13 protein-coding genes are annotated in these 15,964 nt (G+C 69.3%); 5 read left to right on the forward strand and 8 right to left on the reverse strand.

The genetic code is table 11. The features are described from left to right. Nucleotides 1–76 precede the first annotated feature (76 nt). Together typA and OG905_RS15030 are read right to left on the reverse strand one after the other, a co-directional pair. Nucleotides 77–1,951 (reverse strand): translational GTPase TypA, encoded by a 1,875-nt coding sequence (gene typA / locus OG905_RS15025; RefSeq protein ID WP_328669909.1) that lies wholly within the window; start codon nt 1,949–1,951, stop codon nt 77–79. Nucleotides 1,952–2,236: 285 nt separating this feature from the next. Beyond that, the gene (locus OG905_RS15030) at nt 2,237–4,600 is read right to left on the reverse strand and encodes an ABC transporter family substrate-binding protein (protein WP_328669912.1); all 2,364 of its coding nucleotides are present in this window, start codon (nt 4,598–4,600) and stop codon (nt 2,237–2,239) included. Nucleotides 4,601–4,920: 320 nt separating this feature from the next. Between OG905_RS15030 and OG905_RS15035 the strand changes: the two genes are divergently transcribed. The 5 genes from OG905_RS15035 (at nt 4,921) to OG905_RS15055 (ending at nt 9,174) form a co-directional block, all read left to right on the forward strand. Beyond that, nucleotides 4,921–5,160, forward strand: a complete 240-nt coding sequence (locus OG905_RS15035) for a hypothetical protein (RefSeq protein WP_324986346.1) — start codon at nt 4,921–4,923, stop codon at nt 5,158–5,160. Between the two features lie 9 nt (nt 5,161–5,169). Beyond that, a complete protein-coding gene (locus OG905_RS15040; RefSeq protein ID WP_328669919.1) occupies nt 5,170–5,991 on the forward strand; it encodes a hypothetical protein in 822 nt (273 codons plus the stop codon). A gap of 18 nt (nt 5,992–6,009) precedes the next feature. Further along, nucleotides 6,010–7,938 (forward strand): fumarate reductase/succinate dehydrogenase flavoprotein subunit, encoded by a 1,929-nt coding sequence (locus tag OG905_RS15045; RefSeq protein ID WP_328669921.1) that lies wholly within the window; start codon nt 6,010–6,012, stop codon nt 7,936–7,938. Further along, entirely contained in the window at nt 7,935–8,711 is a 777-nt protein-coding gene (locus OG905_RS15050) for a succinate dehydrogenase/fumarate reductase iron-sulfur subunit (protein WP_328669923.1), read from the forward strand. The genes OG905_RS15045 and OG905_RS15050 overlap by 4 nt, the downstream gene beginning before the upstream one ends. A gap of 73 nt (nt 8,712–8,784) precedes the next feature. Further along, nucleotides 8,785–9,174 carry a hypothetical protein gene (locus OG905_RS15055; protein ID WP_328669926.1) on the forward strand — a complete coding sequence of 130 codons (390 nt, stop codon included), beginning with the start codon at nt 8,785–8,787 and terminating at the stop codon, nt 9,172–9,174. Nucleotides 9,175–9,188: 14 nt separating this feature from the next. Here the strand turns inward: OG905_RS15055 and OG905_RS15060 are convergent, their stop codons facing one another. The 6 genes from OG905_RS15060 to OG905_RS15085 form a co-directional block, all read right to left on the reverse strand. After that, complete coding sequence (locus tag OG905_RS15060; protein WP_328669928.1) at nt 9,189–11,750, reverse strand: SpoIIE family protein phosphatase; 2,562 nt, start codon at nt 11,748–11,750, stop codon at nt 9,189–9,191. A 169-nt stretch (nt 11,751–11,919) separates the two neighbouring features. Further along, nucleotides 11,920–12,336 carry an ATP-binding protein gene (locus OG905_RS15065; protein ID WP_328669930.1) on the reverse strand — a complete coding sequence of 139 codons (417 nt, stop codon included), beginning with the start codon at nt 12,334–12,336 and terminating at the stop codon, nt 11,920–11,922. A gap of 128 nt (nt 12,337–12,464) precedes the next feature. Then, nucleotides 12,465–12,896, reverse strand: a complete 432-nt coding sequence (locus OG905_RS15070; RefSeq protein ID WP_328669932.1) for a (deoxy)nucleoside triphosphate pyrophosphohydrolase — start codon at nt 12,894–12,896, stop codon at nt 12,465–12,467. Between the two features lie 52 nt (nt 12,897–12,948). Beyond that, nucleotides 12,949–13,128 (reverse strand): SPOR domain-containing protein, encoded by a 180-nt coding sequence (locus OG905_RS15075; RefSeq protein WP_142213897.1) that lies wholly within the window; start codon nt 13,126–13,128, stop codon nt 12,949–12,951. 197 nt (nt 13,129–13,325) lie between these two features. Then, entirely contained in the window at nt 13,326–15,035 is a 1,710-nt protein-coding gene (locus OG905_RS15080; protein WP_328669935.1) for a purine-cytosine permease family protein, read from the reverse strand. A gap of 159 nt (nt 15,036–15,194) precedes the next feature. After that, nucleotides 15,195–15,947: a GntR family transcriptional regulator gene (locus tag OG905_RS15085; RefSeq protein ID WP_328682350.1), complete on the reverse strand. Its 753-nt coding sequence runs from the start codon at nt 15,945–15,947 to the stop codon at nt 15,195–15,197. Nucleotides 15,948–15,964 lie beyond the last annotated feature (17 nt).

Below are 15,964 nucleotides of genomic sequence, written 5' to 3' on the forward strand. Positions count from 1 at the left end.
AGCCGGAAAATGGAGTTGACGAACGGCTCGGCCCCCTCCGTGTCGCCGAGGGGGCCGAGCCGTTTGTGACGAAGCGTCAGTTGCGCTTGGCGCGCGAGGCGGTGCGGCCGCGCTCCTTCTGGTCCAGGACGACCTTGCGAATGCGTACGGTCTCCGGGGTCACCTCGATGCACTCGTCCTCGCGGCAGAACTCCAGGGACTGCTCCAGCGACAGCTTCCGGGCCGGCACCACGTTCTCGGTGGTGTCCGCGGACGCGGCGCGCATGTTGGTGAGCTTCTTCTCCTTGGTGATGTTCACGTCCATGTCGTCGGCCCGGGAGTTCTCGCCGACGATCATGCCCTCGTAGACCTCGGTGCCGGCCTCGGTGAAGATGACACCGCGCTCCTGGAGGTTGACCATGGCGAACGGCGTCACCGAACCGGATCGGTCCGCCACCAGCGAACCGTTGTGACGGGTGCGCAGCTCGCCGAACCACGCCTCGTGGCCCTCGAAGATGGAGTGCGCGATGCCCGTGCCACGGGTCTGGGTGAGGAACTCCGTACGGAAGCCGATGAGGCCACGCGACGGGACGATCCACTCCATGCGGATCCAGCCCGAGCCGTGGTTGGTCATGGTCTCCATACGGCCCTTGCGGGTCGCCATCAGCTGTGTGATGGCGCCGAGGTGCTCCTCGGGAGAGTCGATCGTCATGCGCTCGATCGGCTCGTGCGTCTTGCCGTTGATCTCCTTGGTGACCACCTCGGGCTTGCCGACGGTCAGCTCGAAGCCCTCACGGCGCATCTGCTCGACCAGGATGGCGAGCGCGAGCTCACCACGGCCCTGGACCTCCCAGGCGTCGGGGCGCTCGGTGTCCAGGACGCGGAGCGAGACGTTACCGATGAGCTCCCTGTCCAGGCGGTCCTTCACCTGGCGGGCGGTGACCTTGTGGCCCTTGCCGCCCTTGCCGACCAGCGGCGAGGTGTTCGTACCGATGGTCATGGAGATGGCGGGCTCGTCGACCGTGATCAGCGGCAGCGCGATCGGGTTCTCGGGGTCGGCCAGAGTCTCGCCGATCATGATGTCCGGGAATCCGGCGACCGCACAGATGTCGCCCGGGCCCGCCTTCTCGGCCGGCTTACGGGTGAGCGCCTCGGTCATCATCAGCTCGGTGATGCGGACATTGGACTTCGTGCCGTCACGCTTGATCCACGTGACGGTCTGGCCCTTGCGCAGCTCGCCCTGCTCGACGCGGCACAGCGCGATACGGCCGAGGAAGTTGTCGGCGTCCAGGTTGGTGACATGGGCCTGGAGCGGCGCGGCCTCGTCGTACTCGGGAGCCGGGACGTGCTCGAGGATCGCGGTGAAGAACGGCTCAAGGTTCTCGCTGTCGGCCGGGACGGTGCCGTCCTCCGGCTTGGTCAGCGAGGCGACGCCGTCACGGGCACAGGCATAGACGATCGGGAACTCGATCTGCTCCTCGTCGGCGTCCAGGTCCAGGAACAGGTCGTAGGTCTCGTTGACGACCTCGTCGATCCGCGAGTCCGGGCGGTCCGTCTTGTTGATACAGAGGATGACGGGCATCCGGGCCTGCAGCGCCTTGCGGAGCACGAAGCGGGTCTGCGGAAGCGGGCCCTCGGAGGCGTCGACGAGCAGGACGACCGCGTCGACCATCGACAGACCGCGCTCCACCTCGCCGCCGAAGTCGGCGTGGCCGGGGGTGTCGATGATGTTGATCGTGATCGGGGCCCCGCCGACCTTGGGGTGGTACTTCACGGCGGTGTTCTTCGCCAGGATCGTGATGCCCTTCTCACGCTCCAGGTCGTTCGAGTCCATCATGCGGTCGTCGAGGTGCTCGGCATCGTGCGCGGCGAAGGCGCCGGCCTGCTTCAGCATGGCGTCGACCAGGGTGGTCTTGCCGTGGTCGACGTGGGCGACGATGGCAACGTTACGGATGTCGTGGCGCGTGGGCATGCTGGCTGGGGCTTCTCTCGATCGTGGGATCAGGCGTTTGATGGTCGTAGCCTCGTCCGCCCGCCGGGCGGACACGCCTCGGCTGGTCCCATGGTACGGGGCCGCCGCGCCGGGGGCTTCCCGGGCCGATCGGGAGAAGGTTCCTGCGTCAGTCGGGAGCTCTGTGGGGAGCGGTGAAACCGGGATCTGAAAGCCTGGGTCAAGGGTGAGACGATCCTGCCCGCCGGCGGCGCCGGCGGGCAAGGAAATTGAGCCAGTTCTGAGGTTGTGAGCCGCTGCTTCCCGCTACTTCTTGATGTTCTTCGGGGCCCCGGCCGTCGGCATCTTGAATCCGATGTCCTGGTAGCGGGGAGCGGCGAAGCCGAAGGCCCCGGCGTTGGCCACCTTGGGCCTGGCCGCGACCAGCTCGGGTCGCTGATAGAGCGGAATGGACCCGGCCGCCGCCCAGATCCGGGCGTCGGCCCTGCGCATCAGGTCACGGGCCGCGCTCTCGTCCAGCTCGGCGGCCGCCTGGTCGAAGAGCTGGTCGATGTAGTCGGAGCCGACGCGGGTGTAGTTCTGCTCCACCAGCAGCGAGCCGTCGGTGGCGGGCTCGGGCTTGGCGTAGATCGGGCGGGCGTCGGTCGCCGGGTAGGCGGTGGCGGGCCAGGAGTACAGCGCCATGTCGTAGTCGCCCGAGGCGATGTGGTCCTTGAAGTAGCTGTCGTCGGAGACCTTGGTGATCTCGGTGTGCACGCCGATGCGGTCCAGCATCTGCGCGATCTTGTTTCCGACGGTGCGCAGCGCCTCGGAGCCGGGGCCCGAGGGGAGGACGAAGCGCAGGTTGAGCGGCTTGCCGTTCTTGCCGACGGTGGTGGCTGCGCGGGCGGGGGCGGCGGTACCGCGCGGGGCGTACGCCCCGGCGACGGCGCCGTTCCGTTGCTGGGCGCCCGTCCTGGACCCGGCGGCGTCGTCGTCGAGTGACTCGGCCTGGCGCTGCACGGCCATGCCCTGGTTGGCAGCGGCGGGCGCGGGGGCGAGGATGTGCGAACCGGTCGAGCCGCTCTCGGGGCCGTGACCGGCGCTGTCGGGCTTGTCGTCGCCGATGATGTACAGCCCCTCGTTCGACGCGACGTCCTCTTCCTTCTTCTTCTCGGCCGCTTCCTTGGCGGCTTCCTTGGGCGCCTGGTTGGGCCCGGCCTTGGGTGAAGGCTTGTCGGAGGCCGCGGTGGCGGGGGGCTTCTTCCTGTCGGTTTCGCCCTCGCCACCCGCCTTGGCCGGGGCGGGCTTCATGCGCGCCCCCGCGGGCGTCCAGCCGGCGTCGGCCAGCAGCGCCTGCGCCTCCTGGGTGTTCTGGTCTCCGAGCGCGCCGCTGTTGTCGCTGTACGCCCGCTGCCCGGCCAGCGCCAGATGGCTCCCGGGCGGGGTGGCGGGCAGGCCGAGTGGAGTCAGCACGGCTTCGGCCAGCTCCTCGCGGTCCAGTGCGCGGGCCACGGCCCGGCGTACCCGGTCGTCGGCGAGCGGTCCGGACTCGCCGTTCAGCGCGAGCTGGGTGTAGGCGGGCTCCAGTGACTTGCGTACGACATAGCCGCGCAGGGCGTTCTGTGCGGTGGCGTACTCACTGATCGCCTCGGCGGTCTGCTTGCGGGCCAGCCCGGCGGCCTCGGCCTGCTGCTTGTTCGAGCCGTTGGCCATTGCCCAGGACTTGAGCGCCCCGGACGGGGTGACGGCGGCGCCGGGCCCCTGGCTGAGCGGCTGGCCGGCCGCGCCCTTGTTCTTCCGGGCGAGGGCGATGCGGTCCGCCGTGGCGCGGTCGATCTCGGCGAGATCGAGGCTGCCGGCGGCGAGGGCCGCGGCGCGCTTGTCGCGCGGCACGGCGGTCAGCACCAGTTGCTCCAGCTTGGCCCTGGACCCCCACCAGCGCGGGTTGCGTACGAGGGTGGCCGTGCCCGCCTTGGGGTCGAGGCCCTTCAGCTGGAAGGGGCCGGCCGTCGTGTTGAGCGCCGTGCGTGCTCCGTCGTTGAAGGAGGCCGGGGTCCCGGTCACTTCCTTGGGGTAGAGCGGTGTGAAGAGGGATTTCCAGTCCGCGTACGGCTTCTTGAAGGTGATCTTGACTTCGAGGTCGTCGGCGCCTCGTTCGATCTTCTCGATCCGCTCGTAGCCCGCGTTGCGGGCCGTCCAGAACGCCGAGTTCTTGCCGCTCAGCGCGCGCCACTGCGAGACGAAGTCGGCCGCGCCGATCTCCCTGCCGTCGCTCCACACCGCCTGCTGGTTGAGCTTGTAGAGGACGACCTGCTTGGGCTCGCGCTTGACGACCTTCGCGGACTCGACGAAGTCAGGATTGCGCTGCGGCCGTCCGCGCCGGTCGAGGGTGAACAGGGCGGGAAGCACGGCACCGGCGATACGCGTCGTGGCGGCGTCCGCGTCGGCCTGGAAGGTGTTGAGCGTGGTGGGCATCGCGTCGATGGCCCAGCGCAGCGTGCCGCCCTCGGCGATCAGGTCACGCCCGGCGGGCGCGATGTCCTGGGCCGCGGCTCTGGCGTCGCCGTCCGTATCGCCGGAGCCGCAGCCCGACAGGACGGGCAGAGCGAGCACCCCACTGGTGAGAAGCGCGACGGAACGGAGCGTCCGGGAGCATGTCCTCCCGCGTGGCGCGTCGACCTCGGGCATGGCTTGTACCTCATCGTCCTGTTTTGCGGAATTTAGGGATGATCACACCGATTCCCGTCCACTGAAGTGGACGAAGCCGGGCAGTCGGTGGCGACACGGCGCGGGTCGGCTCAAGGTCACCCGTGCGGCCCAAGGGGGAATCCGGCACAGCGCCACCAAAAGGGACAAAATGAGGGGAGTGAGGTTCGAACCACAAGGGCGCGCTGACAGCGCATGCGCCGGGAATCCCCGTACGTCCCCTTCACAAGCGGGGATGTGACGCGCGACACTCGCAGGCGCATGAGCGAAGCCACCGCACCCTGCGGAAGTGAGGGCGAGTCATGTCCCAGCAGGAAGATCTGACGGCGATCCAGCAGCGCCTCGACGAGCTCGTCCAGCGTGTCGGCGATCTGGAACGGACCGTCGATCAGCTGCGTGGCGCCGGCCCGGCCGCGCCCGCCGAGTCGAAGACACCAGAGCGCCCCGAGCTGGTCACCATCCCCGACGTGCCGTACAACCACGCCCTGTGGACGGACTCGGACGACGAGGGCCTGGGCGTCCAGGACCGGCACGCCCCCTAGGAGATCTCGTTGGCCACAGGCACTGAACCACCACAAATCAATACAGGCGTGCACGGCGCGACGCGCGCCGCCATCAGCCCGCGACATCTGCGGACCGACCGCTGGTGGCTGGCGCCCGCGCTGACCGCCGGCGGGCTGCTCGCCTTCATCGTCTACTCGACCTGGCGCGCGTTCGCCAACGCCGACTACTACGCGGCGCCGTATGTCTCGCCGTTCTACTCCCCGTGTCTGGCGGAGAACTGCGCGACGATGCGGGGCGGCCCCAACTGGGAGATCTTCGGCAGCTGGTGGGGCCTGTCCCCCGCGCTGCTGATCCTGATCTTCCCGCTGGGCTTCCGGCTGACCTGCTACTACTACCGCAAGGCCTACTACCGGGGCTTCTGGGCCTCTCCACCGGCCTGCGCGGTCGCCGAGCCGCACAAGAAGTACACCGGCGAGACCCGCTTCCCGCTCATCCTGCAGAACATCCACCGGTACTTCTTCTACGCGGCGCTGCCGGTCGCCGGGATCCTCACGTACGACACCGTGCTCGCCTTCCGCGACGAGCACTACGCGTGGGGACACATGGGTCTGGGCACGGTGGTCTTCCTGGTCAACATCGCGCTGATCTGGGCGTACACCCTCTCGTGCCACTCCTGCCGGCACATCATCGGCGGCCGGCTGAAGCACTTCTCACAGCACCCGGTGCGCTATCGCCTGTGGGGCTGGGTCGGCAAGCTGAACGAACGGCACATGCTCCTCGCGTGGGCCTCGCTGATCAGCGTCGCGCTCGCCGACTTCTACGTCTATCTCGTCGCGTCCGGTGCCTTCGACGATCCGAGGTTCTTCTGATGGGTGGGGCGTTCTGACATGACGCAACTCGAACGGCAGCAGTGGGACGTCGTGGTGGTGGGCGCGGGCGGTGCGGGCCTGCGGGCCGCCATCGAGGCACGCGAGCGCGGCGCCCGTACGGCGGTGATCTGCAAGTCCCTCTTCGGCAAGGCCCACACCGTCATGGCCGAGGGCGGTATCGCGGCCTCCATGGGCAATGTGAACGCCGGGGACAACTGGCAGGTGCACTTCCGCGACACCATGCGCGGCGGAAAGTTCCTCAACCAGTGGCGGATGGCGGAGCTGCACGCGCGCGAGGCGCCCGACCGGGTGTGGGAGCTGGAGACCTGGGGCGCGCTCTTCGACCGCACGGCCGACGGAAAGATCTCCCAGCGCAACTTCGGCGGGCACGAGTACCCGCGTCTCGCGCATGTCGGCGACCGGACGGGCCTTGAGCTGATCCGTACCCTCCAGCAGAAGATCGTCTCGCTGCAGCAGGAGGACAAGGCCGAATTCGGGGACTACGAAGCCCGGTTGAAGGTCTTCCAGGAGTGCACGGTCACGCGCGTCCTCAAGGACGGTGACCGCGTGAGCGGCACCTTCTGCTACGAGCGGGAGTCCGGGCGCTTCTTCGTGCTTGAGGCCCCTTCGGTGGTGCTCGCCACCGGCGGGATCGGCAAGTCCTTCAAGGTGACGTCGAACTCCTGGGAGTACACCGGGGACGGGCACGCGCTGGCGCTGCTCGCGGGTGCTCCGCTGCTCAACATGGAGTTCGTGCAGTTCCATCCGACCGGGATGGTCTGGCCGCCGTCGGTGAAGGGCATCCTCGTCACGGAGTCGGTGCGCGGCGACGGCGGGGTGCTGCGCAACTCCGAGGGCAAGCGGTTCATGTTCGACTACGTGCCCGACGTCTTCAAGGAGAAGTACGCGCAGTCGGAGGAGGAGGGCGACCGCTGGTACGAGGACCCGGACAACAACCGCCGTCCTCCTGAGCTGCTGCCGCGCGACGAGGTGGCCCGTGCCATCAACTCCGAGGTGAAGGCGGGCCGCGGCTCCCCGCACGGCGGCGTGTTCCTGGATGTCTCCACCCGGATGCCGGCCGAGGTCATCAGGCGCCGGCTGCCGTCGATGTACCACCAGTTCAAGGAGCTGGCGGACGTCGACATCACGGCGGAGGCCATGGAGGTCGGACCGACCTGCCACTACGTGATGGGCGGCATCGCCGTCGAGTCCGACACCGCGGCGGCGGTCGGCGTTCCCGGCCTGTTCGCGTCGGGCGAGGTCGCCGGCGGGATGCACGGCTCCAACCGGCTCGGCGGCAATTCCCTGTCCGACCTGCTGGTCTTCGGTCGGCGGGCGGGGCTGCACGCGGCCGAGTACGCCGAGGGGCTCAGCGCCCGCCCGGCCGTCGAGGAGGCCCAGATCGACGCCGCCGCGGCGGAGGCGCTGCGTCCGTTCAGCGCCGAGGGCCCCGACGAGGGCGCACAGCCGGAGAATCCGTACACCCTCCACCAGGAACTCCAGCAGACGATGAACGACCTGGTCGGCATCATCCGGCGCGAGGCGGAGATGGCGCAGGCGCTGGACAAGCTGGCGAATCTGCGCGTGCGGGCACGGCGCGCCGGGGTCGAGGGCCACCGGCAGTTCAACCCCGGCTGGCACCTCTCGCTGGACCTGCGGAACATGCTGCTGGTCAGCGAGTGCATCGCGCGGGCGGCACTGGAGAGAACCGAGAGCCGCGGCGGGCACACCCGCGAGGATTGCCCGGCCATGGAGCGCGAGTGGCGGCGGATCAATCTGCTGTGCCAACTCGTCGACCCCACAGGCGGGCTCGCGGCCGCCGATCCGGTGAGCGGCCAGATCGCGCTCGTACGCAAGACGACCGAGCCCATCCGTCCCGACCTGCTCGCCCTCTTCGAGAAGGAGGAGCTGGTCAAGTACCTCGCCGAAGAGGAGCTCTACGAGTGAGCAGCTACACAGCGGCCTTCAAGGTCTGGCGGGGCGACCAGGACGGCGGGGGTCTTGAGGACTTCGCCGTCGAGGTGAACGACGGCGAGGTGGTCCTGGACATCATCCACCGCCTCCAGGCCACCCAGGCCTCCGATCTCGCCGTCCGCTGGAACTGCAAGGCGGGCAAGTGCGGTTCGTGCAGCGCGGAGATCAACGGGCGGCCGCGGCTGCTGTGCATGACGCGAATGTCGGTCTTCTCGCGCGAGGAGACGATCACGGTGACGCCGCTGCGGGCGTTCCCGGTGGTGCGGGACCTGGTGACGGATGTGTCCTTCAACTACGCGAAGGCACGGGAGATCCCCTCCTTTGTGCCCCCGCCGGGGGTGACGGCGGGTGAGTACCGCATGCAGCAGATGGACGTGGACCGCTCACAGGAGTTCCGCAAGTGCATCGAGTGCTTCCTGTGCCAGGACACCTGCCATGTGGTGCGCGACCACGAGGAGAACAAGACGGCGTTCGCCGGTCCGCGCTTTCTGATGCGGGTGGCGGAGCTGGACATGCACCCGCTGGACGCGGCGGCCGAGACGGGCCTGGACCGCAAGAAGGCGGCCCAGGACGAGCACGGGCTGGGCTACTGCAACATCACGAAGTGCTGTACGGAGGTGTGCCCCGAGGGCATCAAGATCACCGACAATGCGCTGATCCCGCTCAAGGAGCGGGCGGTGGACCGTAAGTACGACCCGCTGGTGTGGCTGGGCAACAAGATCACGCGGCGCGGGGCGGCTGACTAGGTCTGTCCGGCCGATCTTGCCGGGCGCGCGAGTCCGGTCGCGGAGGCCCATCGGGCGACATAGCCTCCCAAATGTGACGCGAATAGCCGCCCGGGCCCTCCTGGCCGTGCTGGTGGCGGCGTGGTGGCTGGTGGTGCCCGCCGCTCGATGCGCGCTCGCCGACGATCCGGCCGGCCTGTCCGGCGAGGGTCGGATCACCGGGGCCGGGTCGTGGGCCGCGGATCTGGTGCTGCCCATCGCGCTCGTCGCCGCGGCCGGTGCGATCGCCGCGTACAGCTCCGCCAAGCGCCGGAGGCGGACCGCGACGCGCACCACACCTCAGGGCGGCCAGGAGGGCTGGGGCCCGCCGCGGCAGGCGCACGAGAAGCCACCGGCCGACCTCGACGCCGAGACCCTCGACGCCGAGACCAGGCGGACGAACCGGTGGCCTTGGCCACGTCGGCGCAGGCGCAGGACCGGATGACGGGTGGGGCTGTGTCAGAACATGCTCAGCAGCTGTTCGACCGTGGGCTCCGCCGTCGAGTCCCCGTCGGGCAGGGCGAGTTCGAACCAGACCGTCTTGCCGCGCGGCGTCCGGCGCGAGCCCCAGGCCGCGCTCAGCAGCCCGACCAGCTGCAGTCCGCGGCCGCCCTCGTCGGTGTCGCGTGCCCGGCGCCGTCTCGGCTGCACCAGGCCCGCGTCCCACACCTCGCAGACGAGAGTGCGGTCACGCAGCAGCCGCAGCCGTATCTCGCCCTCGCCGTACCGCAGCGCGTTGGTGACCAGCTCGCTCACCAGCAGCTCGACCGTGTCCACGAGCGCCTCGAGGTCCCAGGTGACCAGCTGGGCACGGGCCAGCTCCCGGGCACGGCCGACGGAGCGGGGCTCGCGGGGCAGCCGCCAGTCGCCGACGGCGTCGACGGGCAGCCCCTGGATCCGGGCCATCAGCAGCGCGATGTCGTCCTCACCGTGCCGGGTGTCGAGCGTGCTCAGCACATGGTCACAGACGTCCTCGAGGGGTCGTACCGGATTGGTGAGCGCGGTGCGGAAGGCGCGCAGCCCCTCGTCGAGGGGGTGGTCGCGGGATTCGACGAGCCCGTCGGTGTAGAGGGCGAGGAGCGCGTCCTCCGCGAGCTCGACCTCGACCTCCTCGAAGGGCTCGCCGCCCACGCCGAGCGGCATCCCCGGCGGCACGTCGAGCAGCAGTGCCTCCTCGCCCGGTTCGACGAGGACGGGCGGCAGATGGCCGGCGTTGGCGAAGGTGCACCGCCGGGTGACCGGGTCATAGACGGCGTAGACGCAGGTCGCGAGATAGACCTCGGAGAGGTCGGCGTCGCGGGATTTGTGGGCGACGCGCGAGGCCTGCTGGGCGCCGCTGGGGGTGCCGAGCCCGCGGGCGATCTCGTCGAGCGCGGAAAGCACCTCGGCCGGCTCCAGGTCGAGCAGCGCCAAGGTCCGTACGGCCGTGCGCAGTTCGCCCATGGCGACCGCGGCCCGCAGTCCGCGGCCCATCACATCGCCCACGACCAGGGCGGTGCGGTGGCCGGGCAGTTCGATGACGTCGAACCAGTCGCCGCCGACCTCGGTGGCCGTGTTGCCCGGGAGATAGCGGCAGGCGATGTCCAGGCCCGCGGCCTCGGGGTCGCCGGGCGGCAGGAGGCTGCGCTGGAGGATCAGTGCCCGCTCGTGCTCCCTGCGGTAGAGCCGTGCGTTGTCCATACAGACCGCGGCCCGGGCGGCGAGTTCGACGGCGAGCGCCATGTCCCGCTCCCCGAAGGGCTCGCTCCCCTTCGTACGGGAGAACTGCACCAGGCCGACGACGGTGTCGTGCGCGACCATCGGGACGGCGAGGGTGGACTGTACGAGGCTGCCGTCCTCGCCCGGGATCGACTGGACGCGGGCGGTGCGCAGGGCCCTGGCGCAGGGCGAGTTGAAGGTATAGCGGTGGACCGCACCGAGGGCGATGGGGGCGGTGCCCTCCGGGTTGCAGCCCGGGGTGGCCAACAGCGGTGCGTCGGACACGGCGCTGGCGAAGGCGACCCGACGCAGTTCGGCGCTCCCGCCGCCGTATCCCTCGGCGTGCGGGGATCCCCATCTGCCGGGAGGTGCCTCGTCGCCGCTCAGGAGTCCTTGGCAGAGGTCGACGGAAGCGAGGTCGCAGAAGCCGGGGACGGCGACGTCGAGCAGTTCGCGGGCCGTGGTCTCCAGGTCGAGGGAGTTGCCGATGCGGGCGCTCGCCTCGTTGAGGAGGGCGAGATTACGGCGCGCGCTTGCGGCCTCGCGGGCGGCGATCTGACGACGGGTGACATCGGTGCCGATCCCGGCGACACCGATCGGGCGCCCGGATCCGCTGTGCACGCGGTAGAGGTTGATCGACCAGTGCCTGCGGTCCGCGCTGCCGGGTGCCGCGCCGACGATCTGGAGGTCGATGGCGGATTCGCCGGTCTCCAGCACCCGGCGCAGCGAGGCGGTCATCCGGTCGGCCTCGGCGCGGGAGAGATAGTCGTGGACGGTGCGTCCGCGGTGATCGTCTGCGGTGCCTCCGAAGACGGTCGCGAAGCGCTGGTTGGCGCGCTGCACGGTGAGATCCGTACCGAACAGGAGGAACCCAAAAGGAGATTGGCCGAAAATCGCCTGCGAAGCTGCAAGATCGGTCTCGATCCGGCGCAGTGCGCGGACGTCGACGACGATACAGAGCGCAGCCCTGTCGCCGCTCTCCGTCTCGGTCGGCATCACATAGACCTCGGCGATGCCGTGCGCGCCGCCCGCCCCCGGCATCCGGAACGGAACGAGGCCCGTCCACTCCTTGCCATCGAGTATCTCGGCCACGTGCCGGTGGCCGCGCGGGCGCAGCTCGGCGGGCATGAAGACCTCGACCGGGTCCCTTCCCCTGACCTCGTCTGCGGTGATGCCGAAGAGATCAATCGCACGCCGACTCCACTGGTCGACCAGCCCGTCGGGGCCGATCGAGAAAGAAGCGACCTTTATGTAGTCATAGATCGAGCCAGGCGGGCTGCTCTGCCACACGACAGTGCTCGCCGTCTCAGGTATTTCGCTCACGCGACCGTCCCCTCCAGCTCACCGCACCGGACCGGTCATGACCGCAGTATTCAGCACTACGGGCCAGACCGGCACGGCGTTCACGATCACAGCACGGTCTCGTTCATTTTCGGCCTACTCCCGGCCAGGTCGGAACCGTGCGTGGCGTGATCGTCGTCCCCCCACTCTTCTAACCAGTCAGCGGGAGCTCGAACCACACCGTCTTGCCCGTTCTCCCGCGCCTGGTGCCCCACCTACGAGCGGAACCAGCCACCAGCTGAAGCCCGCGTCCGCCCTCGTCGTCGGGCAGTGCGCTGCGCTCGGTAGGCGGATCCGGAAGGGGATCGGAGACTTCGACCAGCAGCGACGGGGAGGAGTCGCCCGGTTCGGGCCGGACCAGACGGACCCCGATGGGGCCCGATGCGTACCGCAGAGAATTGGTCACCAGCTCGCTGACCAGCAGCACGGTCACATCGCCGATCACCGAATCAAGCTTCCAGGCTCGCAGGGTGTCGCGCACGGCGTGCCGGGCAGCGCGCACGGAGTCGGGCTCCGCAGGGAAGGTCCACTCGACGCATTCACCCTCGGTGTCGATCACGCCGCTCACTTCCCCAGACCGGCAGCCCAGCAGACCCACGTCCTATTTCGGGGTTAATCAGCACATACCCGATATTTGGTGGGAGGTATCCCGGTCGGTACGGCAAGGTGCACACCGTGGCACGAACGGCGTAGGCCTCAGTCGCGGGCGCCGCCCCGCTCGCTTCCACGCAGCTCGCCCGCGCGCAGGCGCCGTGCGGCCTCCGCCACGGCGGGCCGGTCCTGGTCGAGCCAGTCGACGGCATCGGTCTCATGGGGGGCGAGCCAGCGCAGCTCGTCATGGTCCTCCAGCGGCCGGGGCTCCCCGGAGAGCAGCCGGGCGGTCCACACCTGGAGGACATAGCCGGGCTTGAGCGGCCACTCGCCGGGGATCCGCTCCAGCGGCTCGGTCTCGACGCCCAGCTCCTCACGCAACTCGCGCACCAGCGCCTGCTCGGGGCTCTCCCCCGGCTCCAGCTTGCCGCCGGGCAGTTCCCAGCGGCCGGCGAGCTCCTCGGGTGCGCTGCGGCGTGCGGCCAGCAGCCGCCCCTTGTCGCACACGGCGCCGGCCACCACAACACGATCCTTCATGCGCCGGAGCGTACTGGGCTCCGGCGCGTACTGGGCTCCGGCGCGTACTCGGCTAATGCGTCGTCTGGCCTATGCGCTCGACCCAGTACAGCTGCTTGTGTCCGCGGCCGTCGAGGGTGTCCGCGATCTGCTGGGCCTCGTCCCGGGTCGCGTACCGTCCGACGCGGTAGCGATTGCCGTTGTCGTCCTGCCGAATGACGAGCCAGGGGAGCAGAGCGGGGCTGTCGTTCATCGCGCCCCTCCCCGGGCCGGCCTGCAGGTCTGTAAGGATCGCCAGGAAACCGCACTACGCATATGCCCGAGCCTACGCCTGACCTTTACTCAGCGGATACGGATTTACACAAAGAGATATGAAAGAGGGCGCACCCGGCTGGATACGCCCCCCGCTGGCCGATTCCGGGCCTCACTGAGCCTCGGCTCCGCCCCGCGTCATGCCCCGCGGACCGGCATCGTCGGCACCGGCATCAGCACCGGACCGGCCGCCGAGCCGTCCGCCGGATTCTTGCGGCAGATGTCCCCGCACTCCGCGTCCAGCGAGCAGCACAGTGAGCAGATCGGTCCCGACTGGACGGGGCAGTCCGCGATGTCGGGCAGTTCGTAGGCCGTCTCGCACACGGTGCACGTGTGGGTGGCGGTGATGTCCTCGATCTCGACGCCGGGGCCGTTCACCGGGTTCGGCCGGGCCAGGTAGTACTTGCCTTTCGTCGCCCAGGCGATCAACGGGCAGAGGACGAGGGCGAGTCCGGCGGCGATGAAGGTCGAGAACGCCTCCGCGTACGTACCGAAGAGCCCGAAGAACGCCAGAATCGATACGGTCGATGCGATCACCATCGCGCCGAAGCCGGCCGGGTTCACCGCGTACAGATACGCCCGCTTGAACTCGATGTAGCTGGGGCTCAGCCCGATGCGCTTGTTGATGACCAGGTCGGCGGCGACGGCCGCGATCCAGGCGATGCCCACGTTCGAGTAGAAGCCGAGCAGCTTGCCCAGCATCGCGAACATATTCATCTCCATCAGCGTCAGCGCGATGGCGAGGTTGAGGAAGATGTACCAGACCCTGCCCGGGTGCTTGTGGGTGATGCGGGAGAAGAAGTTCGACCAGGACAGCGAACCGCTGTAGGCGTTGGTCACATTGATCTTGATCTGGGAGACGATCACGAACACCGCCGCGGCGGGCAGGGCGAACGAGCCGAGCCAGGGCTTGAGCGCCTCGATCTGCGGTGTGATCGGCTCCAGGGCGTGGGTCTTGCCGACGGCCTCCAGCGCGACGAAGGCGAGGAAGGCGCCGCCGAGCTGTTTGGCGGCTCCGATGATGACCCAGCCGGGTCCGGCGGCGAGCACGGCGAGGTTCCAACGGCGCTTGTTCGCCTCCGTCCTGGCGGGCATGAAGCGCAAGTAGTCGGCCTGTTCGCCGATCTGGGCGATGAGGGACAGTGCGACGCCCGTGCCGAGGCCGAAGCCGATCCAGGAGAAGCCCGAGCCCGCCCCTTCCGTACCCCCGAAGGAGCCGAACGCGCCCCAGGCGTCGGGGGCTTCGAAGGCCAGCACGAGGAAGGGCAGCACCATGCCGATGATCCAGACCGGCTGGGTCCATGCCTGCACCTTCGCCAGTGCGCCCATGCCCCGGAAGACGATCGGGATGACGATCAGCGTGGTGACCAGATAGCCGATCTCGACGGGCAGTCCGACGGCCTGGTGCATGGCCTGGGCCATGATCGAGCCTTCGAGGGCGAAGAAGATGAAGGTGAAGGAGGCGTAGATGAGGGAGGTGAGGGTCGAGCCGAAGTAGCCGAACCCGGCGCCGCGCGTGACGAGGTCCATGTCCAGGCCGTATTTCGCGCAGGCCCGCGCGATCGGAATGCCGGTGAGGAAGATGATGACCGCGGCGGTGAGGATCGACGCGAAGCCGCTGGTGAAGCCGTAGGTGAAGACGATCGACGCGCCGATCGCGAAGTCCGCGAGATAGGCGATGCCGCCGAGCGCGGTGCCCGCGACCATCGCGGGCGACCAGCGCCTGAACGAGTGCGGTGCATAGCGCAGCGAGTAGTCCTCGCGACTCTCGTCGGCGGCGAGCTTCGCGTAACTGCGCCTGGGCGGCTGTTCCGGAGCCTTCGTGGTGGGGGTGGCGGTGTCAGTCATCGGCAACATCCCGTTCGTCAGTCCGGTACGCGGGTACGGACGGGAAGGTAGGAGCGGGACATGACGGCCCGTCGCAGCGTGCGATTGCCCGTGCGTTACGGGACGCCGGGCGCGGTTAACTCGTGATCACGGGGGCCGGACGTGCTGTCCGGCTAACGGTCACTTCACCGGAAGGTGGTATGCGATCCGGTAGCGGTCCGCCGGGACGACGAGGTCCGCCGTCTCGACCGCACGCCCAGACGCGTAGTACGTCCGCTCGACGACCATCACCACATGGCCCGGTACGCCGCCGAGTGCCAGGAGCTCCTCCGCAAGCCCCGGCCGGGCGCCGACGTCCTCCGCCACGTTGTCCACGACGACGTCGATGGCGGCCATGCGCTCGACGACTCCGCAGCCGCCGAGCGGGCCCTCCTCGGGCAGCATCACCGGTGTGCGGCCGGTGACTTCGAGCGGCTCCCAGGAGGTGGAGAGCATCATCGCCTCGCCCGCGTCGCGGAACACATAGCGCGTACGCATCACCCGGTCGCCGAGCGGGATGCCGAGGCGAGCGGCGATCTCCGGGCTCGCGCCCTCCTGTTCACTGCTGGACTCCCAGGTGCCCCGGATCCCCTCCTCGGCCTGTTCCTGACGAAAGGGGTTGGCTCCGGACGGCGGGCGGTAGCCGGAGCGGGCGATCCGGCGCGGGACCGGCCGCTCGCGGACATAGGTGCCGGAGCCCGAGCGGCCCTCGACCAGGCCCTCCGCCATCAGGACCTTGCGCGCTTCCAGGGCGACGGTGTCGGAGACTCCGTACTCCTCACGGATACGGGCCTGCGAGGGAAGCCGGGTGTGCGGCGGCAGCGAGCCGTTGACGATCTTCTGGCGAAGGTCGCTCGCAACGCGCAGATAGGCGGGCTGCTCACCGAATGTCACTGGCACTCCCAACAGGT

Origin of the sequence: Streptomyces sp. NBC_00322 (assembly GCF_036147535.1) — a bacterium.
Lineage (GTDB): Bacteria > Actinomycetota > Actinomycetes > Streptomycetales > Streptomycetaceae > Streptomyces.

What these genes read in the sequence shown, in the direction of transcription:
- OG905_RS15045 (WP_328669921.1), top strand. Translation starts at nt 6,010, where the DNA reads ATGACGCAACTCGAACGGCAGCAGTGGGACGTCGTGGTGGTGGGCGCG.
- OG905_RS15035 (WP_324986346.1), top strand. Translation starts at nt 4,921, where the DNA reads ATGTCCCAGCAGGAAGATCTGACGGCGATCCAGCAGCGCCTCGACGAG.
- OG905_RS15030 (WP_328669912.1), bottom strand. Translation starts at nt 4,600, where the DNA reads ATGCCCGAGGTCGACGCGCCACGCGGGAGGACATGCTCCCGGACGCTC.
- typA (WP_328669909.1), bottom strand. Translation starts at nt 1,951, where the DNA reads ATGCCCACGCGCCACGACATCCGTAACGTTGCCATCGTCGCCCACGTC.
- OG905_RS15080 (WP_328669935.1), bottom strand. Translation starts at nt 15,035, where the DNA reads ATGACTGACACCGCCACCCCCACCACGAAGGCTCCGGAACAGCCGCCC.
- OG905_RS15070 (WP_328669932.1), bottom strand. Translation starts at nt 12,896, where the DNA reads ATGAAGGATCGTGTTGTGGTGGCCGGCGCCGTGTGCGACAAGGGGCGG.
- OG905_RS15075 (WP_142213897.1), bottom strand. Translation starts at nt 13,128, where the DNA reads ATGAACGACAGCCCCGCTCTGCTCCCCTGGCTCGTCATTCGGCAGGAC.